Raw genomic sequence first — 23,425 nt, forward strand, 5'->3', positions numbered from 1 at the left:
AAAATGAAAATTCATTTCAATAAAGTTCTTGGCGCTACCGCACTGGGTATTTTACTTTACAGCTGCGATAGCAAACCAAAAGAAGAAATTAAAGTCGAGGACACCGTAGAAGAGCAGGTTTTCGGCACAACTTTTCAAAATAAAAAAGTGGAAACATACGAGATCAAGAATGCCAATGGCATGAAAATGAAAGTCACCAACTTTGGTGCACGGGTTACCAATCTTTGGGTTCCTGATAAGGATGGAAATCTGGTAGACGTAGTTCTAGGATTTGAGACGTTGGATGAATATCTGGAGAGTGGTGAGAAATACTTCGGTGCTGCGATTGGTCGCTACGGCAATAGAATTGCAAATGGAAAATTCACGCTGGACGGAGAAGAGTACACTTTGCCTCAGAATAATAATGGACAAACGCTTCACGGCGGTCCAGGCGGAATGGATTATGTTATTTGGGATGTGGAAAAGTCCGGAGAAAATGGATTGATCTTCAGCTACACTTCACCAGATGGAGAAGAAGGCTTCCCTGGAGAACTGAAAGTGAAAATGATCTACACGCTGACAGATGACAATGAATTCAAAGTCACTTATGAAGCGGAAACTGATAAAGCCACTCCTGTGAATTTGACTCATCACTCCTTTTTCAACCTTAATGGAGCAGGAAATGGAACTGTGTTGGATCATACACTTCAACTGAATGCGAGTGAATACACCCCGGTAAATGAGGTGCTAATTCCAACTGGTGAAGTGGCATCCGTGAAAGAAACACCTTTTGATTTTACTGATCCAACCACAATTGGCGAAAGAATAAACCAAGAAAATCAGCAACTGAAATTCGGCGGTGGATATGACCACAACTGGGTGCTGGACAAAACTGGAAATGACTTGTCTCAAGCGGCAGTGATTTCTTCGCCTCAAACGGGTATAGAAATGGAAGTTTGGACTACCGAGCCAGCGATCCAATTCTACAGCGGTAATTTCCTAGATGGCTCAGTCACAGGAAAAGGAGGAAAAGTCTATGAACTGAGATCTGCATTCTGCTTGGAAACCCAGCATTATCCTGATTCTCCGAACCAACCGAATTTCCCGTCAACGATCTTGAAACCGGGAGAAAAATATGAACAAACTTGTATCTATAAGTTTGGAACGAAATAAAAGCAGAAAGCCATCCTCAGAAATCGGGATGGCTTTTTTAGTTTTTTTTAAACCGCTAAGGACACAAAGAAAGTACAAAGCGCACAGCTGAAATATCGTAGGCCTAGTCCTGGCTTATGCGGACAAGGCTAATTATTTCCTTTATTAACCACATATTCAAATACAGTTTTAGAAATCCCCGCCAACTGTTCAGTTCCGGTATCAAAATCCTGTAAATTTTTAGAAAGTAGCACAAGCACATACGACCTTCCATCTGGCAAATAGACAATTCCGGCATCATGATGAACGCCAGTTATTGATCCTGTTTTATGAGCAACGCTTACCTCTTTTGGTAAGTAAAAAGGAATGATTTCGTTGAATTGCTGATCTTTCATTATCGCGATCATCTTTTCACAATCCTCCTTAGTCCCAGCAGTATGTTGAGCGATTGCTTTCATGATCTGCATCAAATCATTCGCAGTAGTGGAATTACTCAATCCTAACTCGTAAGCTTTGGTATCCTCCACTCCTCTTAACACCTCGATTTTATCCGCTCCCAAGTCGCGCATCGTGGCAGTTACATTTTTTGCACCTACCAATTCTATCAGGACATTAGTGGCCAAATTACTGCTTACGGTGATCATGGGATACATCAAATCTGTGAGAGCTACGGTCGTTCCGATCTTACTATAAATCACATCATCACTATCTACTCCGATATCCATACTGTATAAGCTGCTATCAACTATACTTCTGAATTCATTCTTAAGCAAAATCGAATCACTCAAATCGATTTTACCTGCATGCTGCTGTTTAAACAGCTCAATCATCACGGGTACTTTCATCGTGCTGGCAGCGTGAAATTCTTCACTGGCATTGATCAACAAACTATCTGATGGATCTGACAAATTGTAAAACGCTACTGCGACATCGCCTTGAATGGAGTCAAGCTGAGCCTGAATGGTAGTTTTCAGACCTTCCTTTTTGGATACTTTCTCTTTACAGGAAATAAGAAAACAAAAGGCTAGAAAGAAGGTAAGAGTTATCCGCATGGTGGTTTTCAGATTCATAGATATTAAAATAAATCTCAAGTTAAGGGTTCGAATGGGTTAATTTCGTCACTTCATATCCTTCCATTACCTTTTCGAATGTTGAGATCTTCTTTCTCACATCCTTCGGCAAACTCGATTTCTGAAGTGGCGTTTGTTCTAATGGATCACTTGTCATGGAGTATATTCTACCGTCTCCATAGAGCTTCCATTCGGTATTTTGCACGTAGGTAGCATTTTCAAATTTCCCCCAATTGGGAGCATAGTAACAATAAATCCAATCCCGTTTCTTAGTGTTATCTCCCATGAGCTGCGAATAAAAGCTCAATCCATCAGTTTGAATAGCACCTGAGTTCTGATAATTAACGGTTTCCAAAAGTGTAGGCAAAAAGTCAGAGAAGTCAATCAGGTTGTCATTTATGCTTTCCGGCTTGATTTTCCCTTTCCAGTTTGCAATAAAAGGAACATGCGTGCCAGCAGTAGTAGTATAACCTTTGTCTCCTTTAATGGAAGTACCAAGTTGAGAGCTAGTTACTTTTCTATCTGTACCATTATCTCCCACGAAGAGTATCAAAGTATTTTCTCGGATGCCGAGCTCTTCGGTTTTCGCTACAATTGAACCAACCAACTTGTCCATGTAGTTCACCATTTCTCCGAAGTAAATCGGGTCATTGATTTTGGATTTGGAATCAAAGTCTTCAAAACCTGGATTTGATGGAGTTGGTACAAATGGGTCATGAGTGATCGCCATCGGATAATAGATGAAGAATGGCTCTTCCTTATTTTTCTCCATGAAAAGGTTAACCTGCTCGGTAAAAAGATCCGGTCCATATTTACCGGTATAGGTTTGGGTGCCTGAATTTGAGCTAATCAGAGGATCTTTGTATCTGCTGCCAAGCTCTTTGATTTGCCACAAAAAATACTCGTCAAATCCGGCTTCTTCAGGAAGCGACCCTATTTTTCCTCCTGCCAACTCTTGCTGATTATCATTTCCATAAAGCTGCCATTTGCCAGTAATGAAGGTTTTATATCCAGCTTCTTTCAAATAATCAGCGAATGTAAGTTCGTTAGGATCCAGTAACCCAAAGCCTATGTAATTTCTGAAATTGTATTTGCCTGTCATGATTTGCACTCGGGATGGAGTACATAGCGGCATGGAATAGGTCTGCGTGAAGTTCATTCCTTCCTGCGCAAGTTTGTCGAGATTGGGAGTGTTATAATCATCAGACCCATTAACTCCCAATGTTTCAAACCCCAAGTCATCAGCCATAATCAGGATGATATTTGGAGAACGTTGCGCATTTGCCTGAAAGCAAAAACAAAAAGTGACTAAACTGATCCGTAGAAATGAGCTGATTTTCATGATGGTCTCTTGAGTTATCTTAAAAGTAAAAAAGCTTATGCTAAATACCAGAGAAGGGGATTAAATCAACTTCATCACCACTGAGTTGGAATACTTGGCTCAAAAACAGAATAATAATCTGAAGCACAGCGCAATAGATAAACAAAGATTTGAATAACTTAGAAAGAAAAACAGCCAAACTGTTTTCATTCAAGCTGAAGTAAATGTACTCGGCTTCTCCAAGTTTCCGATTAGTCCAAGTTAATCCTCGACGTTTTGGAAGGTATTCCAACTTGTTCTGACCTGTGCAAAGACAATAATTATTTCAACTTAAATACTTAAGCTATGAAGAAGTACTTTTTTACATTCATAATGATTTGCGTTGCCGCGAGCTTTTCAAATGCCCAAGAAATTGTTTATCCAGCGATTCAAGGATATGGCGGAGTGAATGAAGTTCCTTTCGAAACCATCAAACCTGATCCTACGCAGCACTATAAATTTGTAGTTGAAATAAATAATAGAATTGAAGATAAAAAGGAGCTTTCCGGCTATCTGGACTATGCGGCAAAAATGTACAATGTCCATATCTATTCGGGAGTACCAAAGGAAAATATTGACTTGGTGTTTGTGGTTTATGCAGGATCCACCCCGATTACAATTTCCAATGAAGAATACAAAAAGCGCTTTGAAGTTGACAATCCAAATGCCGGGCTCTTGGAAGAGCTTAAGAAAAATGGAATACGGGTCATCGTCTGTGGACAGTCGATGATGAAGCAAAATTTAGTGCCGGACATGATCTATCCAGGGGTTGAAATGGCTGTGTCTAGGTTTACTGCGACTACCGATTTGATGAATAAGGGGTATTTGCTTTTTTCGCTTTAATCAGACAGATGATTTCATCCAATCATTTTCACGCCCGTCAGAGAAAAAAACCGGAAACTCGGCAGTAAGTGGTAATTGAAAAAACCAAAGAAGGCAATCAAATAGATCGCACTTCTTTGGTATAAAGCTTTTTTAGCTTGATGCTTTCCCACTAGAACTTAATTCTTTCCATTCTTAAAACTCTTATCAGGATAGGCAGGAGCCTGAGGAATAGGTCTAGGATCAGCTTTGATCAGTTCTTTCAAATGTTCTATTGCAGCATCTAACTGCGCATCTTTTCCTTCAAAAGTCGCCTTAGGCATATTGATCACTTCGATATCGGGAATAAAACCTACTCCTTCGATGAGCCATTCGCCTTCTTCGCCATACACACCATTCATCGGTGCTCTTGCAATACCATTATCGGAAAGTGTATTTGATCCGGATAGCCAAACTTCTCCTCCCCAAGTCCGCGCACCGATAGCTTTGCCCATACCCAATCTTCGGAAGCCTTCCGCAAAAGCTTCTCCATCAGAAGCCGTAAACTCATCCACCAACAAGACCAAATGACCTCGGAACGCATAAGGCATATTCCAATATGGTTCGCCGGTTCTGCTTTTCCAGTAGAAGAAAACTTCCCGCATCAATTTCTCCAGAATAAAGGAATCTATGTTTCCTCCACGATTTTGGCGCATGTCGATGACCAAGCCTTCTTTTTTAAACTGAGGGTAAAAATCACGGTACCACTGCCCAATATCTCCTGAGGTCATCGCACGAAGGTGTACATAGCCCAAGGACCCGGCAGATTTAGCCTCTGTCTCTAGTCTTCGTGTATACTCCCATTCGTTGTAGCGGAGATTGGATTCAGCTTGCGGGGACATGGGCTTAAGGATCTGATCGGTTTTAGCTTTGCCATCAGCAGAAAGTAAAGAGATACGAACCTGCTTGCCCGCTTTGTCTCTCAATAAATAATAGAGATCTGGCACTTCCATCACCCCTACTCCATCAATGTGTGTAATAATATCACCCTCCGAAATACTCAGATCTGGATGAGAAAGTGGCGACATTTCATCAGGATAGTCTGGGTCAGACAGGTAGATATGATCGATGGAATAGGCTCTTAACTTTTCATTTCGACTAAGTTTAGCCCCTAGCATCCCGAAATTGACATTATCCTCACCATCTCTCAAGTCACCACCTCGTACCGAAGTGTGTAGTACAGACAGTTCGCCTACCATTTCACCTATCACGTCAGATAACTCAGCGCGAGTAGTAACACGGTCAACCAAAGGAAGGTATTTTTCATGCATTGCATCCCAATCGACTCCATGCATTCCAGTATCATAAAAATAATCCCGCTCCATCCTCCAGGCATCGGTATAGATCTGCTTCCAATCTTCGCTAGGATCGATGGAGTATTTTACACCACTGATGTCCACTTTGCTCTTGGAAAGGTCAGATACCGGAGATGTACCTAGCTCAACCACAGAAATCATGCTTCCACTCCGAACTAAGATGTATTTCTTATTAAGCGAAACCGTAAAGTTTCTGACATTATCGATAAAGGCTTTTGGCTCTGGCTTGTTTGAAATCGGGACCATCATCAATGGAGCCTTTTCAGAACCTCCGCCGCCTCCTCCATAAAACACACCCATGCCTGGACCTATTTCATGGTAATAAATAGCTTTATCAGTCACAATAAGGTTGGTATAATTTCCCGCTGGCACTGGTACTTCCCGAAGTCTAGTTTGGATGCCTTCTTCTTCGATAGTTACCGATACTTTTTCAGGCGCTTTCTCTGCTTCTTTTTGCAGTTCATTGTTGAAAAAGAAAGGAGAAACCAGACCAGACTTAAGCCCAATTTGATAGATTTTCATCTGCTTTTCCCAGAAAGGCTCTGGCTGACGTGTACCCCAAGGACTTCCAATTACAGACTGAAAATTACGATCAGAAAGGAAATACAACCAATTGCCATCTGCACTCCACTGCGGGCTAAGGCTATTTGCCCGATCAGAGGTCATTGCAATTCTCTTTTTACTGTCAATGTTGAAAGCATGGATTTGGGAAAAAGTATTGCTTGCAGCTTGGACATAGGCTAGCCATTTTCCGTCAGGAGACCAAGCCATATTGGATGTAATATCTTCATCTGAAGTAGTCACCTTGATCTGAGCTCCGCTAGCTTTATCCATGACCCAGATTACACTATTTAAATCTCTGTAGGCGATTTTTGATCCGTCTGGCGAAGGAAGCATATCGAATTTAAGGGTAGTTCCATTTTTAGAAACTTGCTTTCCCTCATCCATTCCCAAGCTATTGTATTCGTGAATTTCAAATTCTGAGCTTTCGTCAGAGAAGGTGAAAATCGACTTTCCATCTGGAGAGAATATTGCATCCCGATAGCGCACACCTTCTTTTCGACTGAGACGAACAGTTCTGCCATCTTTCACCGGAACAGAAAATACACGGCCGCGGGTGGTCATTACGACACGTTCCCCATCATTGGAAACGGCCATATTACTTAAGTATGACATGGGATCATCTACCCATTTTTCCCGTAGCTGATCAAAATCTGAAATAAGCTGAATGGCTAAGGTCTTTGCAGTGGCTCCTCCTAAATCCATTAATTTAAGATCTGCACCGACCCTATAGACGAGTTGATTTCCGGAAATTGAAAACTCCCGAACATCGAAGCTGGGTTCTTTGGTAAGTTGGGCAAGTGCACCTCCATCCTCATCCATGCTCCAGACATTCACAATGCCGTCTCGGGAGGAAAGAAAATATACCTTTCCTTGATGTGGCACCGGATGATGATCCTCTCCATTATAGTCTTTGGTCAATTTTACAGCTTCTGCAGCTCCTTCTTTATACTTCCAAAGCTGGCGAGCTGTGCCACCTTCGTAGCGTTTAGTGACATTATTGTGGAAAGTCGGCCTAACAAAAAAGTAAGTGGAGCCATCGGCGGAGAAGCTTCCTTCAGCCGCCATTTCCAAAGGGAGCAGTTGTTTCGCGCCGCTTTCTACATTGACCGTAACCGTGTTGAGTTTTGGTAGGGTAGAATATTGATTGGTGACGTAGGCTATTTCAGAAGCAGATTTCCAAGCCGTAGGAATCGAAGAAGACGGTTCGTAAGTCAGACGCTTAGGAAGTCCTCCTGAAATCGGCATCACATAGACCTCTGTAGGACCTTCGTAACTGGCAGCATATGCAACCCATTTGCCATCAGGGGAAATCTTTGGATCAGATTCATCTCCTGGATGCGATGTAAGTCGAGTGGCATTTCCACCAGCCACCGTTACTCTCCAAATATCACCTTCAGCGACGAAGACCAATTGATCTCCGTTTAGGTCGGGATGCATAAAATAACCCCTAGTAGATTGTGAGAAAGAAAAGTTGCAAATGAGGAGAAAAAGAGGAAGAAAGAATTTTGACATAGCTTCTAGATTTAGTAGAAAGTATTCAATCTAATTCATCTGAAAGAAATCCCAATGCCTTTAGTAAAATTTTCGGCTCTGTCTCAATTTTAGGGGTTTCAAAAAGGGGATTTTTAATGATGTTTAGATAAGAAATATAAAAAATCAGGTAGAGATGTACTTTATCTAAGTTTGATCTTGTATTTTAAACATATCAACCATGATTATTTAAGCCTTTTCTAAAATTCATTTTTTAGCTATGATTTCATTTTTTAGAAAAATCCGACCAAACAAAGTTTCAAACACTATACATTATTAGCAGCAAAAATTTTACAGACAGTGTTGCCAAAAACAACCTTTAAGAAACCAAAAAATCTCTCATTAGATTTCATGTAAAAAAGGTATTTAGTATGTTCGACTATGAAGTTTTCATTGGTGTTTCTATTCTTTATTGTTTTAATTGAAGTCAACGCTCAAGTACATCTATATCCGGACTCACTCCGCCGAAACCTCCAAACATTAGAAGAAAAAGATCAGGTATTAGATTTACTACGAATTGCCTTTTACTACGCACAAGAAAACACCGATTCTGCACTAAACTATGTGAATAAAGCAGAAAAGATTTCCATCAAATACCAAGATACTTTGGGAGAAATCATCACCTACCGAATTAAAGGAGTGGTTTTTTTTGAATCAAACAGGCCTGACTCCACCATTTGGTATTACCGAAAAGGCCGTGCACTAGCAGAGCTGGCGGATCAGGACCTTCAACTTGCACATTTCGATAATAACATTGGAATGTACTATTGGAACAAAGGGCTATTGACAGAGGCACTAGGCCATTTTTATGAGGCAAAAAAAGCCTACGACTTGGAGGAAAATCTTTATGATAAAGCTATGGTATCCAACAACATAGGACTAATCTACCAGTCTCTTGGTGATTTTGACAAAGCATTGACATTTGGGGTGGAAGCTCATGATCTCAGACGGGCCATTCCCGATAGCATCGATATTATGACCTCATTGGGCAACCTTTCCTTTATCTACACAGAATTGGAAGAGTATGAAAAATCCGACTCCATCATATATGAAAGTCTCAAGATTTCGAATGCACTAGACTATCCTATTGAGGAATCAAAATCATACTCAGGATTGGCAACCAACTTGGAAAGAAAGGGAAACAACAAGGAAGCTGAAAGCCTCTATATAAAAGCAATCGACCTGTCCAAAGACTTGGTAAATCAATCTCATCTGATGAATCGATACGCGGAACTGGCAAATCTCTACCTAAAAACGGGGCGGTTCGAAGAAGCCGCTCAGCTAGCAGACTTATCGCTACTCATCTCGGATTCTCTTCAAGTAAAATCTGCAAATTCCGCCGCCTTGATGACATTTGCTCTGAGCAAAATAGCTTTACGGGATCAGGAGGTGGGTTTTAAAGCCCTTGAAGACTACAACAAACTCACCGATTCCCTTTTCAATGCGCAAAAAGCTACCAGTCTTTCGGAAATGGAAGTGCGATATGAGACAGAGAAAAAAGAGCAACTAATCGCTCTGCAAGAGGCAGATATAGCCCAACAAAGAGCTATCAACCGGATGCAGCTTTTTATCTCAGCAGGTGGTTTTATTTTGATCTCTCTAGTTGGGGGATTGTGGTACAACAGAAGTCGGTACCGCAAGCAGCTCGAAATCCAAGACCTTAAAGCAGTAGAAGAGAAAAATCGCCTGAAAGCGGTCATCGAAGCTGAAGAAAAAGAACGCTCACGAATAGCCCGGGAGCTACACGATGGATTGGGTCAAAGCCTCACCGCAGCTAAAATATTTGTTGGAAGCCTAGGCAAAAACCCTGATTCAGAAGAAGACAAACGATCCAAAGAAAAGTCCATGGGCTTATTAAGTCATTCCATTCAAGAAGTGCGTCAAATTTCCCACAACCTGATGCCCAAAAATTTTGAGGGACAGGGACTGCTTCAGGCTTTGGAAGAAATGGAAGAACTGATCAATAAAACACATCAGGTTGATTTTCGCCTGAGTCTAGCCCCATTCGACCTCAGATTGAAAAAAGAAAACCAAGTCCATCTTTATCGAATCATCCAGGAACTGGTAAATAATGGCTTAAAACACGGTGATATTTCCCAAATTGAGCTATCAATTCAGGAAAACAATCGTACACTCAATATCAATTATCGTGACAATGGCCCTGGGTTTTCAGAAAAGGAATTGCAAAAAAGTACGGGGATCGGCTGGCAAAATATGACCACCCGTGCGGGATTTCTAGGTGGCACCATCAAATTGAACCCTTCTGACCAAGGTGCTGATCTTTTGGTCACAGTCCCCAATAGCACATGAATGAAGTAAAAACAATCCTCGTAGATGATCATCCCATCGTCATGGAGGGCATTGAAATGCTACTCCTAGAAATTCCTGAAATTCAACTTCTAGGCAAATTTACCAAGGGTAAATCGGCACAGGAATTTCTATCCGCTACCGCTGTAGATTTAATTATCACGGACATCAGTATGCCAGAACTGGATGGACTACAACTGACCAAGTGGGTAAAAGAAAATCACCCAAAAACCAAGGTCATCATCCTATCCATGCATGACAACGACCATTATGTTCAAGAAATCATTTTGGCAGATGCAGAAGGATACCTACTGAAAGAAAATACAAGTGAAGAGCTGGTGAATGCTGTAAACCGAGTCCTCGATGATGGTATCTATTATAGTGACCAAATTGTGGGAAAACTCAGATCAAATTTCCAACTCCAAAACAAAAAGCATGAAATCCTTCAATCGCTAAGTGAGCGGGAGCTAGATGTACTCCAATTGATTATTCAGGAGCTCACCACCCAGGAAATCGCAGATAAGCTATTCATCAGCAGACATACGGTAGAAAGTCATAAGAAAAATCTATTCAAAAAAACTGATCAAAACAGCTTAGTAGGCTTAGTCAAGTTTTCAATTTCTAATCAACTCATTAATTTATAGGTTCTTGCAAGCTATTACTTAGAAAAATCTGGGGTAAAGCTCCAGTTTCTATCATACAAGTTTTGCAAGTAAGGAGTCAGAAAGAATTAATCTTTCGACTTATCCAGAGTAATAAACTTCTCCATACCCCTGATCAGATCAGCTGCCATTCGTTCGCTGACCTCATCGAGTCCGTCCAACTGCCATTCTTCAATTGCTCCTTCCGATTTATTTATTTTCGCAATTTCAAAAGGCTCTACCTCAAGCATGACAGAACTGTAGTTTAAACCATCTCGATACAGATTCATCATACCTGCCCCAATTCTCCCTTTGTACTCCTTGGATTGGTCATCATCTATAGGGCCGACAATCCCAGCTTCAATTTCATGCAATACCATAGTTCGCCCGTTCCTGACAAGGCTTACTCCAACTGAGAGAATCAATACGGCATCTAAATCCAAATCTTCAACAAGCAATCCAAGTGTGGCCGGCGCCTTGAAGTCCGTTGACATAGTCACAACACTGATTGGATAAAACTCATAGCCTGATGCGGCAACTGAGCCTTCTCCCGTTTTTGAATTGTACAGGAAAGAGGTAATAGATCCGAGTGTCTTGACCAAACCGCTAGTCTCTATCCGACTACCTCCTTCTTCATAGATCTTTCGCTTTTCCTCGTCTGTAAGAAACTCACTAGGCTCAACTAGCGCTATCCCCTTCGCTTGGAATTGATCTTGAAATATGGGAAGAATGGTCTCCAAGAAATGATCTGCCACAAGATTGCTTCCTTCCGGTGTTAGAAAATTTTTCTGATACACGGTGGTTTGTGCCACCTTGGAGGAATTTGTTACTGAGTAATCCCAAACTTGCATGGATAAAACACCAATTTTCTTAGGGTTTGGTAAATTCTCTTCCGCTAGGAGCTCTTCATTGAGTAAGCCTTGAAGCTGATCTATCGAGTTGCTGTAATTTCGGTAGTTTTTGACAAGCTTATCCCATTTATTGTCATTTAATTCTGCTATTTCTTGAAGAGATTTTTGTGCAAAAACAAGAGTAGAAAAGCACAAAAACAATAGCAAGAAGAAAGTTAAAGGTTTGAATAATGATTTCATTTTCGGTTGATTTTTAGATAAATAGAGTTTGGGATTTAAAAACCCAAATCCCTAATTGAGCATTCTACGATAGTTCAAAAATGGACGATTACCCCTCCAAAATCAACCCCCAATTGTGGGGATATTTAATACCCAATTATTGCTATTCTAAAGGTATTGAATTAAAAAATCGCTTGGTTTAAGCTCTTATCTAGGAGTCTTCCACCCCTTATCCCTTTTGGTAGCATCTCCAATGTTTGGCCAAAAGAATCTGGATAATCAATACTTTTAAACTCACACTTCCAACTTTGCTCATGGTCGGGCTCCACCCAAGGAGATAATATTTATTCTTTGCAAGTGTCATACTGTGATACCTCCATCTCAAAGGCAATATGCTTCTTACTGTAAGCAAAATGATGTGGAATTGCAATATTCTTTTTCAACTCATTGTGTAAAAAAACGAGCTAACCTTATCATTTATTAAACCGATTTCCTGGAAAAGCTCAGGTTGGCGCATTCTACGAGGACTTCCAATAACTGGCTTGAAGTTGCGATTTAGGAGAAAAGAAATATAAAAAATCAGGTAGAGATGTACTTTATCCAAGTTTCATCTTGTATTTTAAACATATCAAACATGATTATTTAAGCCTTTTCTAAAATTCATTTTTTAGCTATGATCTCCTTCCTCCGAAAAATCCGCCAAAAGCTCTTAGCACAAAATAAGCTGACCCGTTATTTGGTCTATGCTTTGGGCGAAATCCTATTGGTGGTAATTGGAATCTTGATTGCCCTGCAGGTTAGTAACTGGAATGAAAACCGAAAAGCTAATATCAAACAAACAGAACTGATTAGACAACTTTTAAATGACGCTAAAGCAGATTCCGTATTTTTTGAATCAAGAATAATGCTTCAGCAAATAAGAGATACTCTTTTCAATAACTTGGTCAACTTAAGTAATGGCCAGTTTGTAGATTCCATTTCTAATCTAAAAATAAATGCAGACCCATTTTTTTTTCGCCTGGCCTTTCAATCAAATCTGATTGCTAACAATCCCAATGCTTACGATTTATTAAGTCATGAGAATCTCAAAAACAAATTAAGAGAATACAAAAAAAGGTACGATTACGTAGTAAATGCCATCGAATTGAATAATCGAATTTGTGAAGAATATGGTGTTCCGCTACAGATAAAATATTACGATAACATCCTAAAATTACCTGAAAACCCCTCTATAAAAGATTTGGGATTTGCAATTGAAGATAGGGAAACGGTTGCAAAGTTTGATGTTTTTAAAAATTACGGTATAAATTATTTAGTACAATGTCAAGAGTTTTTAATTGTCAATCATGAACTAATAGCAATGCTTGAATCATATCTAATTGAAAACGAATGATCTCATTTTTTAGAAAAATCCGCCAAAAATTACTCTGCCAGAATCAGGTCACGCGGTATTTAGTATATGCGCTGGGTGAGATTTTGCTTGTCGTTATAGGAATCTTGGTCGCCTTACAAGTAAACAATTGGAATGAGGATAGAAAATTGGAAAAAATCTCTGACCAAAGCCTTCAAAGTCTCGAAGAAGAAATCAAGGAAGCTCGTTCAACTCTAGCTAATATCATTTCGGTCAACAAAAGGATTTTAAATGATTCTGACCTATTTATAGACGGGATCATGACTAAGGATTCTTTGGAAAAGGATCCCGGCAAAATTTTCGGATTGACAACTTATGCATTCGCCACTTTAAACTTCACTATTACAGAGCAAGAGCTGAGTTCTGAAAGAACTATTCTTGGTAGGAAAAACCTTCATGAAAAATCACGGATATCATTTCAGGATTACCTGCGCATGGTAGACTTTGAGATAATCATCAAAAATTTTTGGAACAATAAAGTCGGCCCATTTTTTATCGAAGCGAAAATGATGGTGGTATATAATCGGTTTTTGAAAGAACGGCCTATCTCCTTTGAGGATATTGAAAAAATACTGAATGAGGAGAAGTTTCTCAATCTTGTGGCAGCAACGAATTCATTTAATCTTCGATTTCTCGTTTTACTGGAAAACCTCGATAAGGATTTGGAAGAGGCATTGGCATTAATGAAGCAAGAAGAGGATGATTTGAACTCCAAACATTGACTTCATTTCTTATCAATTATTGCTTGGAGAGCTATTTTTTAGGTTTATACAAGTTTGAATGGCGATGAAATCGAGTAGTTAAACACCTATCAGAAATTCTAAATCAAGTTGACTTTTTCCAAAAACTCTAACTTGAATCTTGGAGGTCAGCAGCCAAAATAATCCTTAAAAACAGCTTATTATAACCTTCATTTTTTCAATAATAAGATTCAAAAAATCCAATTTATTATACTATTTTGAATTGAATTCTCTTCGTAATCACTTATTTTCAGATAAATAAGTGATTAACTCGAATAGTAATATTTTTAGTAAGCATGAAAGTTTTAGCAGATACATTTTTCCCGCATTTCATCAATGAGATAAAACCTTCTCCCTTTAATTTAAAATGTCACGGGAAGTTTTTCATATCCACTCAAAACCCAACTTGAGGAATAGTATTTAATGTTTTGGCTTGCCTTTCTCTACCTCATAAATTTTTAATTAGATGAAGAATTCAATAATAAGTTCAATAGCTAATACGATTAAGATTTTTCTACTTTCCTTTTTTGTCCTGTTGGCCTTGCAGCTAAAAGCTCAGGAAATTCAGTTAGAAACAATCTCTATTTCCAATGGACTTGCGTCTCCGCAAGTCATGGATGTGATGCAAGACAGCTATGGCTTGATATGGCTGGCAACGGGAAACGGGGTTCAGCGCTACGATGGCTATACTTGGAAGACCTTTCGGAATACGATTGGAAATCCAAACACGCTGCAAAACAATGTGACTTTTGACATCGAGGAGGATAAAAATCATGATCTGTGGATCGCAAGTGACAAAGGAGTTACTAAATATGATAGGTCCAATAACACTTTTACCAATTATGATTTTGAGCAAATTTTTGACTTAGCTCTAGGGTCCGGGAGGGCATTCAATATACTTGCTGATTCTCAAGGAAGAATTTGGGCTACCACAGCGGCTAAAGAAATTGTGTTGTTTTCACCTGAGAATGACACTTGGGTTTTGGCCCCTTACCTGCATTTGGAAGGGACTAAACAGGAGAGATCTGGTCTCAGTTTTCCCCTAATTGAAGATAAGGAAGGCGGAATTTGGTCAGGCTCGACTACTTATGGATTAATGCATTTTCAGAAAGGTGGCGGAGGATTTAAACCCATTGATTTAGGCCAGTTTGTGGATTTTGCTTCTATCATCAATGGGATTACATCACTCTATTTTGACAAAGACGGCATACTTTGGATTACAAGTAGACTCGAGATTCATAAGTATAACCTTGCTACTGAAGAGCTGAAAATGATCACCGAATACGACTATTCGCTCGAAGATGTATACAGCTCATTGAATTCTATCAATGAAGATCGGGATGGTAATATTTGGGTTTTAAATAATTTCAGAGGGGTATTGAAGTTTGAAGGGAATACAGATTCTTTTCAGGAGGTCCTTATTCCTGGCAATAGAAAAATCAATTCAGGCGGATGGACTCATCGCTTTACTAAAATGCTAATTGATTCTAGTGGGATTATTTGGTTTGGCTCTCTGAGCAATGGGCTTTTCAAATACGATCCCATTAACAAACCTTTCAAGTTTTATAGCAACCAAGCAGATGACCCAAAATCAATTAGCCCAGGAGGCGTTTATGGACTGTATGCTTCCACCATCAATCCTGGAAAAGTATTTATTGGAACTCGTGGACATGGAATTAATATTTTTGACGATTCTGATAAATCCATCACTAAGGTGAATTTTTCCTCAGATAGAGATATGTTCGGAGGTTCTGCCCGGTCTGTTTATGAGCAAAAAGATGGTACTATTTGGGTAGGAACATGGGGAGATGGCTTGATAAAAATGGATAAAGATTACAATGAAATCAAGCGTTACAAAAATGATCCAGAGGATAAAAATAGTCTTATCAACGATCAAGTCAGGGTAATAAAAGAAGACCGCACAGGCAAACTCTGGATTGGTACAAATGGAGGATTAGATGTTTTTGATCCAAAAACAGAAACCCATAAGGAAATGGTCAGCCAGTACGCCAAATCCTATTCTGATGAGATCATCGCTAAGGTGAAAGGATGGCTGGAAAATGATAAGGCCTTGGCAATCATAGATAAGGTCACCGATAATCAAGAGCTCACCAAAGAAGTAGAAATCACAGAAAAAGCCACCTACTTCTTAGTTACTGTAGGTGAAGGAGATCTTGCAAGTATGGCTGATTTTGGTTGGCTGAGAAATCCTTCAGGTGAAACAATTGCTGGAATGGAATCTTTTGGTGACAGTTATTTTGCAGGAGGAGCTCCAAAAAACAGATTACTTATCACCCAACTTGAACTTACGCCCGGCACTTACTCTTTGCGCTATTCCTCTGATGATAGCCATCATTACAATAGTTGGAATGCCCCAGAACCAGAGTTTGTACCGCTTTACGGAATAGCTATTTTCAAACAGGAAAACCAAGCAGAGAGCCAGGCAAAAGTGGTGAATATCAATGAGCAAAATGCTGAAATAGTCATTCAGGATCCCAATATCTCCGACATTGAAATAGGCAAGAAATTCATTTGGATTGCAAGCCTAAATGCTGGTCTTACCCAAATAGATCCAGAATCAAATACAGTTAAATACTACACCAGTGATCCTCTGGATCCTACTACACTGAGTAGCATACAAGTGCATGATGTCTTTGAGGATGAAAACGGTCTAGTCTGGATGGCAACCTACGGAGGCATTAATGTTCTGGATCCCACTACCGGCGAAATCACCAAATACACGGAGGAAGATGGCTTGCCAACAAACTTTTTGGAAACTATTCTTCCTGGAGAAAACGGGGAAATGTGGCTTTCTTCTAGAAATGGGCTAATCCAAATGATCCGAAATGAATCTCTGAATAAAGTAACCTTTATCAATTACAATAAAGATGATGGAATCGGCGGTGATGTATTCATATCGTTGGCTGCTGAAAAAACTCCAGATGGTGATTTTTATTTTGGTGGAGATCATGGTTTAACCACATTCTCTACCATCGCATCAAACAAAGTTCCGCCATCTGTTATCATCTCCAATCTTTCGATTTCAAATCGCTCTGTATATGATATGACAGAGGAATCTCCACTAGAGGAAGATCTTCTTTCTACCAGAGCCATCACACTTAGATACGATCAGAATGATCTCAGTTTCGAATTTGCTGCACTCCATTATGCCAATCCTTCTAAAAATCAGTATGCGCATATGATGGAAGGGCTGGATGAAGATTGGATTTATGACAACAGAAATTTTGCCTCCTATACCAATCTTGAACCTGGCACCTACACTTTCAAAGTCATCGCTTCCAATGCATACGGGGTGTGGAACGAAGAGGGCACTTCACTCCTAGTCACAATTCTTCCTCCTTGGTGGAAAACCTGGTGGGCATACACCCTTTATTTAGTGGCGCTTGGGCTAGTAATATTTGTGGCTTATTCCGAATTGAAAAGAAGAATTAGAGTGAAGGAAAGAGCACAAAGCTTGGAGCGGGAAGTGGCCCAATCCAAAGAAATAGAGAAAGCCTACACCAAATTGAAAGCTACTCAATCGCAATTGATCCAATCGGAAAAAATGGCTTCCCTTGGAGAACTTACTGCAGGCATCGCCCATGAAATTCAGAACCCACTGAATTTTGTGAATAACTTCTCAGAAGTCAGCGTGGAATTGATCGATGAGATGCAGGAGGAATTGGCTCAGGGTAACGCACAACTGGCAATTGAGATATCAAATGATCTGAAGGAAAATCTGACAAAAATCAACCATCATGGGAAGCGGGCAGACTCCATAGTCAAAGGGATGCTAGAGCACAGCCGAGTAAACTCACGTGATGTACAAGCTACCAATCTCAATGCTCTTGCTGATGAATTTTTACGCCTAAGCTACCATGGCTTACGCGCAAAAGACAAAAGTTTTAATGCTGATTTCTCCACAGAATTAGCTCCGAATCTGCCAAAGGTGGATGTGGTCAGTCAGGATATCGGAAGAGTAATTCTGAACCTGATAAACAATGCCTTCTATGCTGTGGATAGTAAGTCAAAAGAACTGAAAAGCAAGGATGGTGAATTGGGAGATTATAAACCAAAGGTTACTGTAAGATCCAGATTAGTAGATCTGGCAGGGAATACAGGCGGAGTAGAAATAGCTGTGGAAGATAATGGCGGAGGAATTCCCAAAGCCATCAAAGACAAGATTTTCCAACCATTCTTTACCACCAAACCTACTGGCAGTGGCACGGGGCTAGGCTTATCGCTGAGTTATGATATCATTAGGGCTCACGGCGGAGATCTGAGAGTGAAAAGCAGGGAAGGAGAAGGAACCGAGATGATCATCTTTTTGCCGATCAAAGAGCAACTAGTTTAAAATCGCCTTGGCTGATGCAGACAGACCTTTCGAAACCGACAAACACTGATTGATTATATGCCGACTAGCTTTAGCCTGGCTGGCTTATGTCCTTTGAAAATCAAGTAAAAACCCATGAAAAGCACCGAAGCGCTAAAAGCAGAAAACAAACAACTCCAAGAGGCATTGGAACAAAGGACCTTGGAACTAACTGCCAAAAACCGCGAACTTGAGATACAGAACTCATTGGAGCGAATAAGAGGGATTGCCATGGGAATGAGTAAACCTGATGATCTACTTGAAATCGCTGAAAATATTTTTGCTGAACTGAAAAAACATGGTTTCGATTCGCTCCGAAACACCATGATCAATATTTATCAAGATCAGCTGGATTCCTTACTCAATTATGATTTTTCTCCTAATTCTGGTAAAACCCTTACCACCATCCAATACAAAAGTCACCCTTTAACAGAAAACTTAATCAAGGAAACACGGAGTTCAAAAGACGTATTCTCTGAATTTCAGGTAAAAGGAAAAAAGCTTCAGGAATGGAGGGATTATAGAAAAGGAATGGGTGAAAATGACGATCCCGCACTGGATAACACATCCATCCTCAGCTATTATTTCTTTTCCTTCGCAGCTGGTTCCATAGGTATCTCCACCTATGAGCCTATCAGTTCTGACAAATTGGAAATTCTCAAGTCATTCAAAAACACCTTTGAACTAACCTATAAGCGCTATTTAGACATCCAAAATGCTTTAGCCCAAGCAAGAGAGTCACAAATTGAAGCAGCCTTGGAAAGATTGAGAGCCAGAAGCTTGTCCATGCAAAAAAGTGAGGAATTAGCTGATGCCTCCATTTTATTGGAAGAGGAGATCCGGAAGTTAGGAATTGAGAATTGGGGATGTGCTTTTCATATCTACGATGAGGAAACAACCAGCGGAAAGCCTTGGGATTTGGAATGGTTTACGTCCATGGCTGGAATTCTCCCATTTTATAAAACTCCCCGCGAAAATATTTTCCTCAGGTACTATGAAGAAAGTAAAAAAGGGAACCCACTTTATATTCAGGAATTTGGTCCAGACGTCATCAAGGAGCATTATGAATACCTCAAAACTTTACCTGTCTTAGGTGAAGCTTTAACAGATTTACATAATTCTGGAGTACCTCTTCCCGAAAAACAAATTGACCATGTGGCATTTTTCAAGCATGGTCATTTGTTGTTTATTACCTACAAACCTGTCCCGGAAGCACATGATATTTTCATTCGATTTGCCAAGGTTTTCAATCAAGCATATACCAGATTCTTAGACTTAGAAAAAGCGGAGGCACAAGCGCGAGAGTCTCAAATAGAAGTTGCATTGGAGAGAGTAAGAGCAAAAACTATGGGTATGCACAGTTCTGATGAATTATTAGAAATAGTTGATCTCCTCTATGCTGAATTATCACACTTAGATGTAGCTCTTGCCCGAGTCGTACTTTTAACTATTAATTCAGAAACTAAAGCAATGCATTGGTGGATGGCAAGTCCGGAGAAGGAAATCAAGACGCATGGGTTTTTAGTTCCTCCTAACAATCTGCCTATGACTTTATCAATGATTGAGGCTTGGGAAAATAAAAAAAGTGCTTGGAGTTATCACTTAAATGGAAAAGATAAAAAAGACTATGATAATTTTCTATTTGCAAAATCGGAGCTTGCTCAGTTACCTGAAGAGGTAAAGATGGCAATGTCTTCTGCGAGGCAAATGCATGTTTCAGGGTATTGCAATAATTTTGGTCTTTTAACTACTTCTACTCTGAAACCTCTTTCCAGCACCAATTCAAGTCTTTTGGAACGTTTTGGATTAGTTTTCCAACAAACTTATACCCGCTTCCTAGATCTTCAAAAAGCCGAAGCCCAAGCTAGGGAAGCGGAGATTCAGTTGGCCTTAGAAAGGGTCAGAGCAAAGACCATGGCGATGCAATCCAGCGATGAATTGACCATAGCAGCAACGGAGATGTTCAGTCAAATCAAGGGTCTTGGACTTAACCCTTGGAGCTGTGGTTTTAATATTTTTAATGATGATAAGACGGTCATTTCACAATGGGTGAGTACGGGAGATGGAAGACCCATCGAGCCATTTGATACACCTACCACAAAAGGTATTTTTAAACGAATTGTCGAGGACTCAGAGAAGGAAGAGACCCTACGTATAGAAAAGATAGGGGGAAAGAAATTAAAGGATACATATAATTATATGGCCTCTCTTCCTACACTTGACAAAATATTTGAAGAGTTGGATAGTGCCGGGATAGCCTTACCCAAAAAGCAAGTTGATTACGCCGCTTATTTTAAGCAGGGATATTTGATGTTCATCACCTATGATGAGGTACCTGAGTTTCATTCCATCTTTAAGCGATTTGCCAAAGTTTTCGAACAAACCTACACCCGCTTCCTCGACCTCCAAAAAGCCGAAGCCCAAGCTAGGGAAGCGGAGATCCAACTGGCACTGGAGCGGGTGCGTGCCCGAACCATGGCAATGCAAAAATCCGAAGAACTTGCAGATGTGGCATTTATCCTCTTCGAGCAACTTAGAAGCTTGGGTGGTACCCTTTGGGGAACCGGCTTTGGACTTTGTGAAGAAAACAGTGAAAAGGATGAGTTTTGGTTTGCAAATGAAAATGGAGTCTTGCCCCCAGTTGCTATTCCCAACACCACAGATGCCGCGCACAAGCAGATGCGTCAAGGCTGGCAAGAGAAGTTCGAACTTCTGTCTATCGAAAAATCCGGCAAGGCGTTAAGTGATCATTACGATTACATGCTATCCCTTTCAGAAGTACGACCATTCTTCCAGAAAATCATTGATGAAGGCCTTTCTTTCCCTGAAAACCAGGAATGGAATGCTGCTTATTTTTCCAAGGGTTATCTGTTGATTATCACTTTAGAGCCTTATCCCGACAAGAAGATTCTACAACGCTTCGCAAACGTGTTCGAGCAAACCTACACGCGATTTTTGGATCTTCAAAAAGCAGAAAGACAAGCAAGAGAAGCGCAAATTGAAGCAGCCTTAGAAAAAATACGAAGTAGAACCATGGGAATGCAGCATAGTAATGAATTGCCTGATGCCGCTCATGTGCTTTTCAATGAAGTTAGAAAATTGGGAATTCCAGCATGGAGCTGCGGATACAATATTCTCTCTGATGACAAAAAATCCTCTTTGTGCTGGATGAGCAGTGAAAATGAAGTACAACCATCATTTAGACTTCCACTGACAGAACATATTAGTTTACAGCCGTGGTATGAGGCCATCATTAAAGGTGAAGACTTATTTGTATATGAGCAGGGTGGTGAAGACTTAGTGGAGCATTATCGTTACTTGGGGGAATTGCCAGATTTGAAATCCGTTTTTGCCCAATTTGATGCGGCCGGTATTTCACTTCCTACTTTCCAGGTTAATCACTTGGCCAAATTCGACCAAGGATTTCTATTGTTTATTACCTACGAGCGGGTACCAGGAGCACATGATATTTTCCAAAGGTTTACCAAGGTTTTCAACCAAACCTATACTCGTTTTCTAGATCTAAAAAAAGCAGAAGCGAGAGCCAAAGAATCTCAAATCGAAACAGCATTAGAACGCGTGCGATCCAGAACTATGGGTATGCAGCAATCCGAGGAGCTTGGAGATGTGGCAACTATCTTATTCAACGAGATGAATGGATTAGTGTCCAATCTCTGGACCTGCGGTTTTGTCCTATGTGAAGAAAATCGCAAGGAAGACGAGTGGTGGCTAAGTATGGATACCGGTTTCACTCGAGGTTTTTTCCTACCAAACGTAGGTGATTTTGCACATGCTTCCTTATATGAAGGATGGCAAAAAGGTGAAGCTTTACGCTCTGTTGTTTTGGAAGGAGATGCACTCTCTGAGCATTACAATTGGCTGGTAAGTTTGCCTATCGCGAAGAAGGTCTTTGATGAGATGGACGAAAAAGGCATCGAGCGACCAACTTGGCAAAAGTTGCATGCAGCCTATTTTAAAACAGGGTATTTGGTCATCATTACCGCAGTGCCTTGTGCAGAGGAAGAAATCTTCAAGCGCTTTGCACAAGTATTTGACTTGACCTACACCCGTTTTCTTGACTTGCAGCAAAAAGAAGAACAAGGCAAAAAACTTGTCGAAGAAAAGCTAAGGCTGGAGCGTACCCTGAAGGACCTTCAGGCCACCCAAGCTCAGCTGATCCAATCCGAAAAGATGGCTTCGCTGGGTGAACTTACAGCCGGCATCGCCCACGAGATTCAGAACCCATTGAATTTTGTGAATAACTTCTCGGAAGTCAGCAGTGAAATGTTTGACGAGCTGATAGAAGAAATAGAAAAGGGGGATATGGAAGAAGTGAAAGCGCTCTCTGCTGATATCAAAGAAAATCTGATCAAAATCAAGCATCATGGCAAGCGAGCTGACTCCATCGTCAAAGGCATGCTGGAGCATAGTCGATCAAGTTCAGGAGAAAAGACCCTGACCGATATCAATGCCCTTGCAGATGAATTCCTAAGGCTTTCCTACCATGGTATCCGAGCCAAAGACAAAAGTTTTAATTCAGACTTTAAGCTGGAACTAGATCCTCAGCTCCCAAAGGTAAATATCATTGGGAAGGATATTGGCAGAGTCATTCTGAATTTGGTAAACAATGCTTTCTATGCCTGTGCTGAGCGAAGCCGAGGTGCAGATAATGATTTTCGCCCTGAGGTATTAGTCTCTACCAAAAGATCTCTAAACGGGGTAGAACTTTCTGTAAAAGACAATGGTAATGGAATCCCAGACTCCGTGAAAGATAAAATCTTCCAACCATTCTTTACCACCAAGCCGACGGGATCAGGAACAGGATTGGGCTTGTCTCTGAGTTATGATATCGTCAAGGCACATGCAGGGGAAATTCGAGTCCTAAGCACGGTAGGTGAAGGAACCGAGATGGCGATCTTTTTGCCAATAGAAGAATAGGCCATAAAATAAACCACTGTACTGATGCCTCAGAATTTTTGATTCAAAAGCGTTTTTTACCTAGGCATAAAAGAATTCCAAGTATTCTTTACCATTTTTACTCTAAACATAGTA

General features: G+C 40.4%; 12 protein-coding genes. 8 read left to right on the forward strand and 4 right to left on the reverse strand.

Translation table 11 applies throughout. The features are described from left to right. The first annotated feature begins 3 nt into the window (after window positions 1-3). Window positions 4-1,152, forward strand: coding sequence for an aldose epimerase family protein (locus tag QOL76_RS04455; protein WP_283411828.1), 1,149 nt, complete (start codon window positions 4-6; stop codon window positions 1,150-1,152). Window positions 1,153-1,280: 128 nt separating this feature from the next. On the opposite strand, the gene QOL76_RS04460 is transcribed toward QOL76_RS04455, so the two are convergent. Both QOL76_RS04460 and QOL76_RS04465 read right to left on the reverse strand, forming a co-directional pair. Continuing rightward, window positions 1,281-2,201: a serine hydrolase gene (locus QOL76_RS04460; RefSeq protein ID WP_283411829.1), complete on the reverse strand. Its 921-nt coding sequence runs from the start codon at window positions 2,199-2,201 to the stop codon at window positions 1,281-1,283. A gap of 22 nt (window positions 2,202-2,223) precedes the next feature. Then, window positions 2,224-3,543: a sulfatase family protein gene (locus QOL76_RS04465; protein ID WP_283411830.1), complete on the reverse strand. Its 1,320-nt coding sequence runs from the start codon at window positions 3,541-3,543 to the stop codon at window positions 2,224-2,226. A 324-nt stretch (window positions 3,544-3,867) separates the two neighbouring features. Here QOL76_RS04465 and QOL76_RS04470 point away from each other — a divergent pair, with 324 nt between their 5' ends. Then, window positions 3,868-4,404 carry a DsrE family protein gene (locus QOL76_RS04470; protein WP_283411831.1) on the forward strand — a complete coding sequence of 179 codons (537 nt, stop codon included), beginning with the start codon at window positions 3,868-3,870 and terminating at the stop codon, window positions 4,402-4,404. Between the two features lie 158 nt (window positions 4,405-4,562). On the opposite strand, the gene QOL76_RS04475 is transcribed toward QOL76_RS04470, so the two are convergent. After that, window positions 4,563-7,814, reverse strand: a complete 3,252-nt coding sequence (locus QOL76_RS04475) for a S41 family peptidase (protein WP_283411832.1) — start codon at window positions 7,812-7,814, stop codon at window positions 4,563-4,565. 399 nt (window positions 7,815-8,213) lie between these two features. Here QOL76_RS04475 and QOL76_RS04480 point away from each other — a divergent pair, with 399 nt between their 5' ends. Together QOL76_RS04480 and QOL76_RS04485 are read left to right on the forward strand one after the other, a co-directional pair. Next, on the forward strand, window positions 8,214-10,142 hold the full coding sequence (locus tag QOL76_RS04480) for a tetratricopeptide repeat-containing sensor histidine kinase (RefSeq protein ID WP_283411833.1): 1,929 nt from the start codon (window positions 8,214-8,216) through the stop codon (window positions 10,140-10,142). Further along, window positions 10,139-10,783: a response regulator transcription factor gene (locus tag QOL76_RS04485; RefSeq protein WP_283411834.1), complete on the forward strand. Its 645-nt coding sequence runs from the start codon at window positions 10,139-10,141 to the stop codon at window positions 10,781-10,783. Before QOL76_RS04480 ends, QOL76_RS04485 begins: the two co-directional genes overlap by 4 nt. A gap of 86 nt (window positions 10,784-10,869) precedes the next feature. On the opposite strand, the gene QOL76_RS04490 is transcribed toward QOL76_RS04485, so the two are convergent. Next, on the reverse strand, window positions 10,870-11,871 hold the full coding sequence (locus QOL76_RS04490; protein WP_283411835.1) for a hypothetical protein: 1,002 nt from the start codon (window positions 11,869-11,871) through the stop codon (window positions 10,870-10,872). 652 nt (window positions 11,872-12,523) lie between these two features. Here QOL76_RS04490 and QOL76_RS04495 point away from each other — a divergent pair. The 4 genes from QOL76_RS04495 (at window position 12,524) to QOL76_RS04510 (ending at window position 23,311) form a co-directional block, all read left to right on the forward strand. Next, window positions 12,524-13,243 (forward strand): DUF6090 family protein, encoded by a 720-nt coding sequence (locus tag QOL76_RS04495; protein ID WP_283411836.1) that lies wholly within the window; start codon window positions 12,524-12,526, stop codon window positions 13,241-13,243. Then, on the forward strand, window positions 13,240-13,983 hold the full coding sequence (locus QOL76_RS04500; RefSeq protein WP_283411837.1) for a DUF6090 family protein: 744 nt from the start codon (window positions 13,240-13,242) through the stop codon (window positions 13,981-13,983). The genes QOL76_RS04495 and QOL76_RS04500 overlap by 4 nt, the downstream gene beginning before the upstream one ends. A 484-nt stretch (window positions 13,984-14,467) precedes the next feature. Continuing rightward, complete coding sequence (locus QOL76_RS04505; RefSeq protein WP_283411838.1) at window positions 14,468-18,355, forward strand: sensor histidine kinase; 3,888 nt, start codon at window positions 14,468-14,470, stop codon at window positions 18,353-18,355. A gap of 114 nt (window positions 18,356-18,469) precedes the next feature. Beyond that, window positions 18,470-23,311, forward strand: a complete 4,842-nt coding sequence (locus QOL76_RS04510) for a sensor histidine kinase (RefSeq protein WP_283411839.1) — start codon at window positions 18,470-18,472, stop codon at window positions 23,309-23,311. Window positions 23,312-23,425 lie beyond the last annotated feature (114 nt).

The sequence above is a fragment of the Algoriphagus winogradskyi genome, assembly GCF_900182815.1.
GTDB lineage: Bacteria > Bacteroidota > Bacteroidia > Cytophagales > Cyclobacteriaceae > Algoriphagus > Algoriphagus winogradskyi.

Bases quoted from the DNA above. Each gene is read 5' to 3' on its own strand.
- QOL76_RS04455 (WP_283411828.1), top strand. From the start codon at position 4: ATGAAAATTCATTTCAATAAAGTTCTTGGCGCTACCGCACTGGGTATT.
- QOL76_RS04460 (WP_283411829.1), bottom strand. From the start codon at position 2,201: ATGAATCTGAAAACCACCATGCGGATAACTCTTACCTTCTTTCTAGCC.
- QOL76_RS04465 (WP_283411830.1), bottom strand. From the start codon at position 3,543: ATGAAAATCAGCTCATTTCTACGGATCAGTTTAGTCACTTTTTGTTTT.
- QOL76_RS04470 (WP_283411831.1), top strand. From the start codon at position 3,868: ATGAAGAAGTACTTTTTTACATTCATAATGATTTGCGTTGCCGCGAGC.
- QOL76_RS04475 (WP_283411832.1), bottom strand. From the start codon at position 7,814: ATGTCAAAATTCTTTCTTCCTCTTTTTCTCCTCATTTGCAACTTTTCT.
- QOL76_RS04480 (WP_283411833.1), top strand. From the start codon at position 8,214: ATGAAGTTTTCATTGGTGTTTCTATTCTTTATTGTTTTAATTGAAGTC.
- QOL76_RS04485 (WP_283411834.1), top strand. From the start codon at position 10,139: ATGAATGAAGTAAAAACAATCCTCGTAGATGATCATCCCATCGTCATG.
- QOL76_RS04490 (WP_283411835.1), bottom strand. From the start codon at position 11,871: ATGAAATCATTATTCAAACCTTTAACTTTCTTCTTGCTATTGTTTTTG.
- QOL76_RS04495 (WP_283411836.1), top strand. From the start codon at position 12,524: ATGATCTCCTTCCTCCGAAAAATCCGCCAAAAGCTCTTAGCACAAAAT.
- QOL76_RS04500 (WP_283411837.1), top strand. From the start codon at position 13,240: ATGATCTCATTTTTTAGAAAAATCCGCCAAAAATTACTCTGCCAGAAT.
- QOL76_RS04505 (WP_283411838.1), top strand. From the start codon at position 14,468: ATGAAGAATTCAATAATAAGTTCAATAGCTAATACGATTAAGATTTTT.
- QOL76_RS04510 (WP_283411839.1), top strand. From the start codon at position 18,470: ATGAAAAGCACCGAAGCGCTAAAAGCAGAAAACAAACAACTCCAAGAG.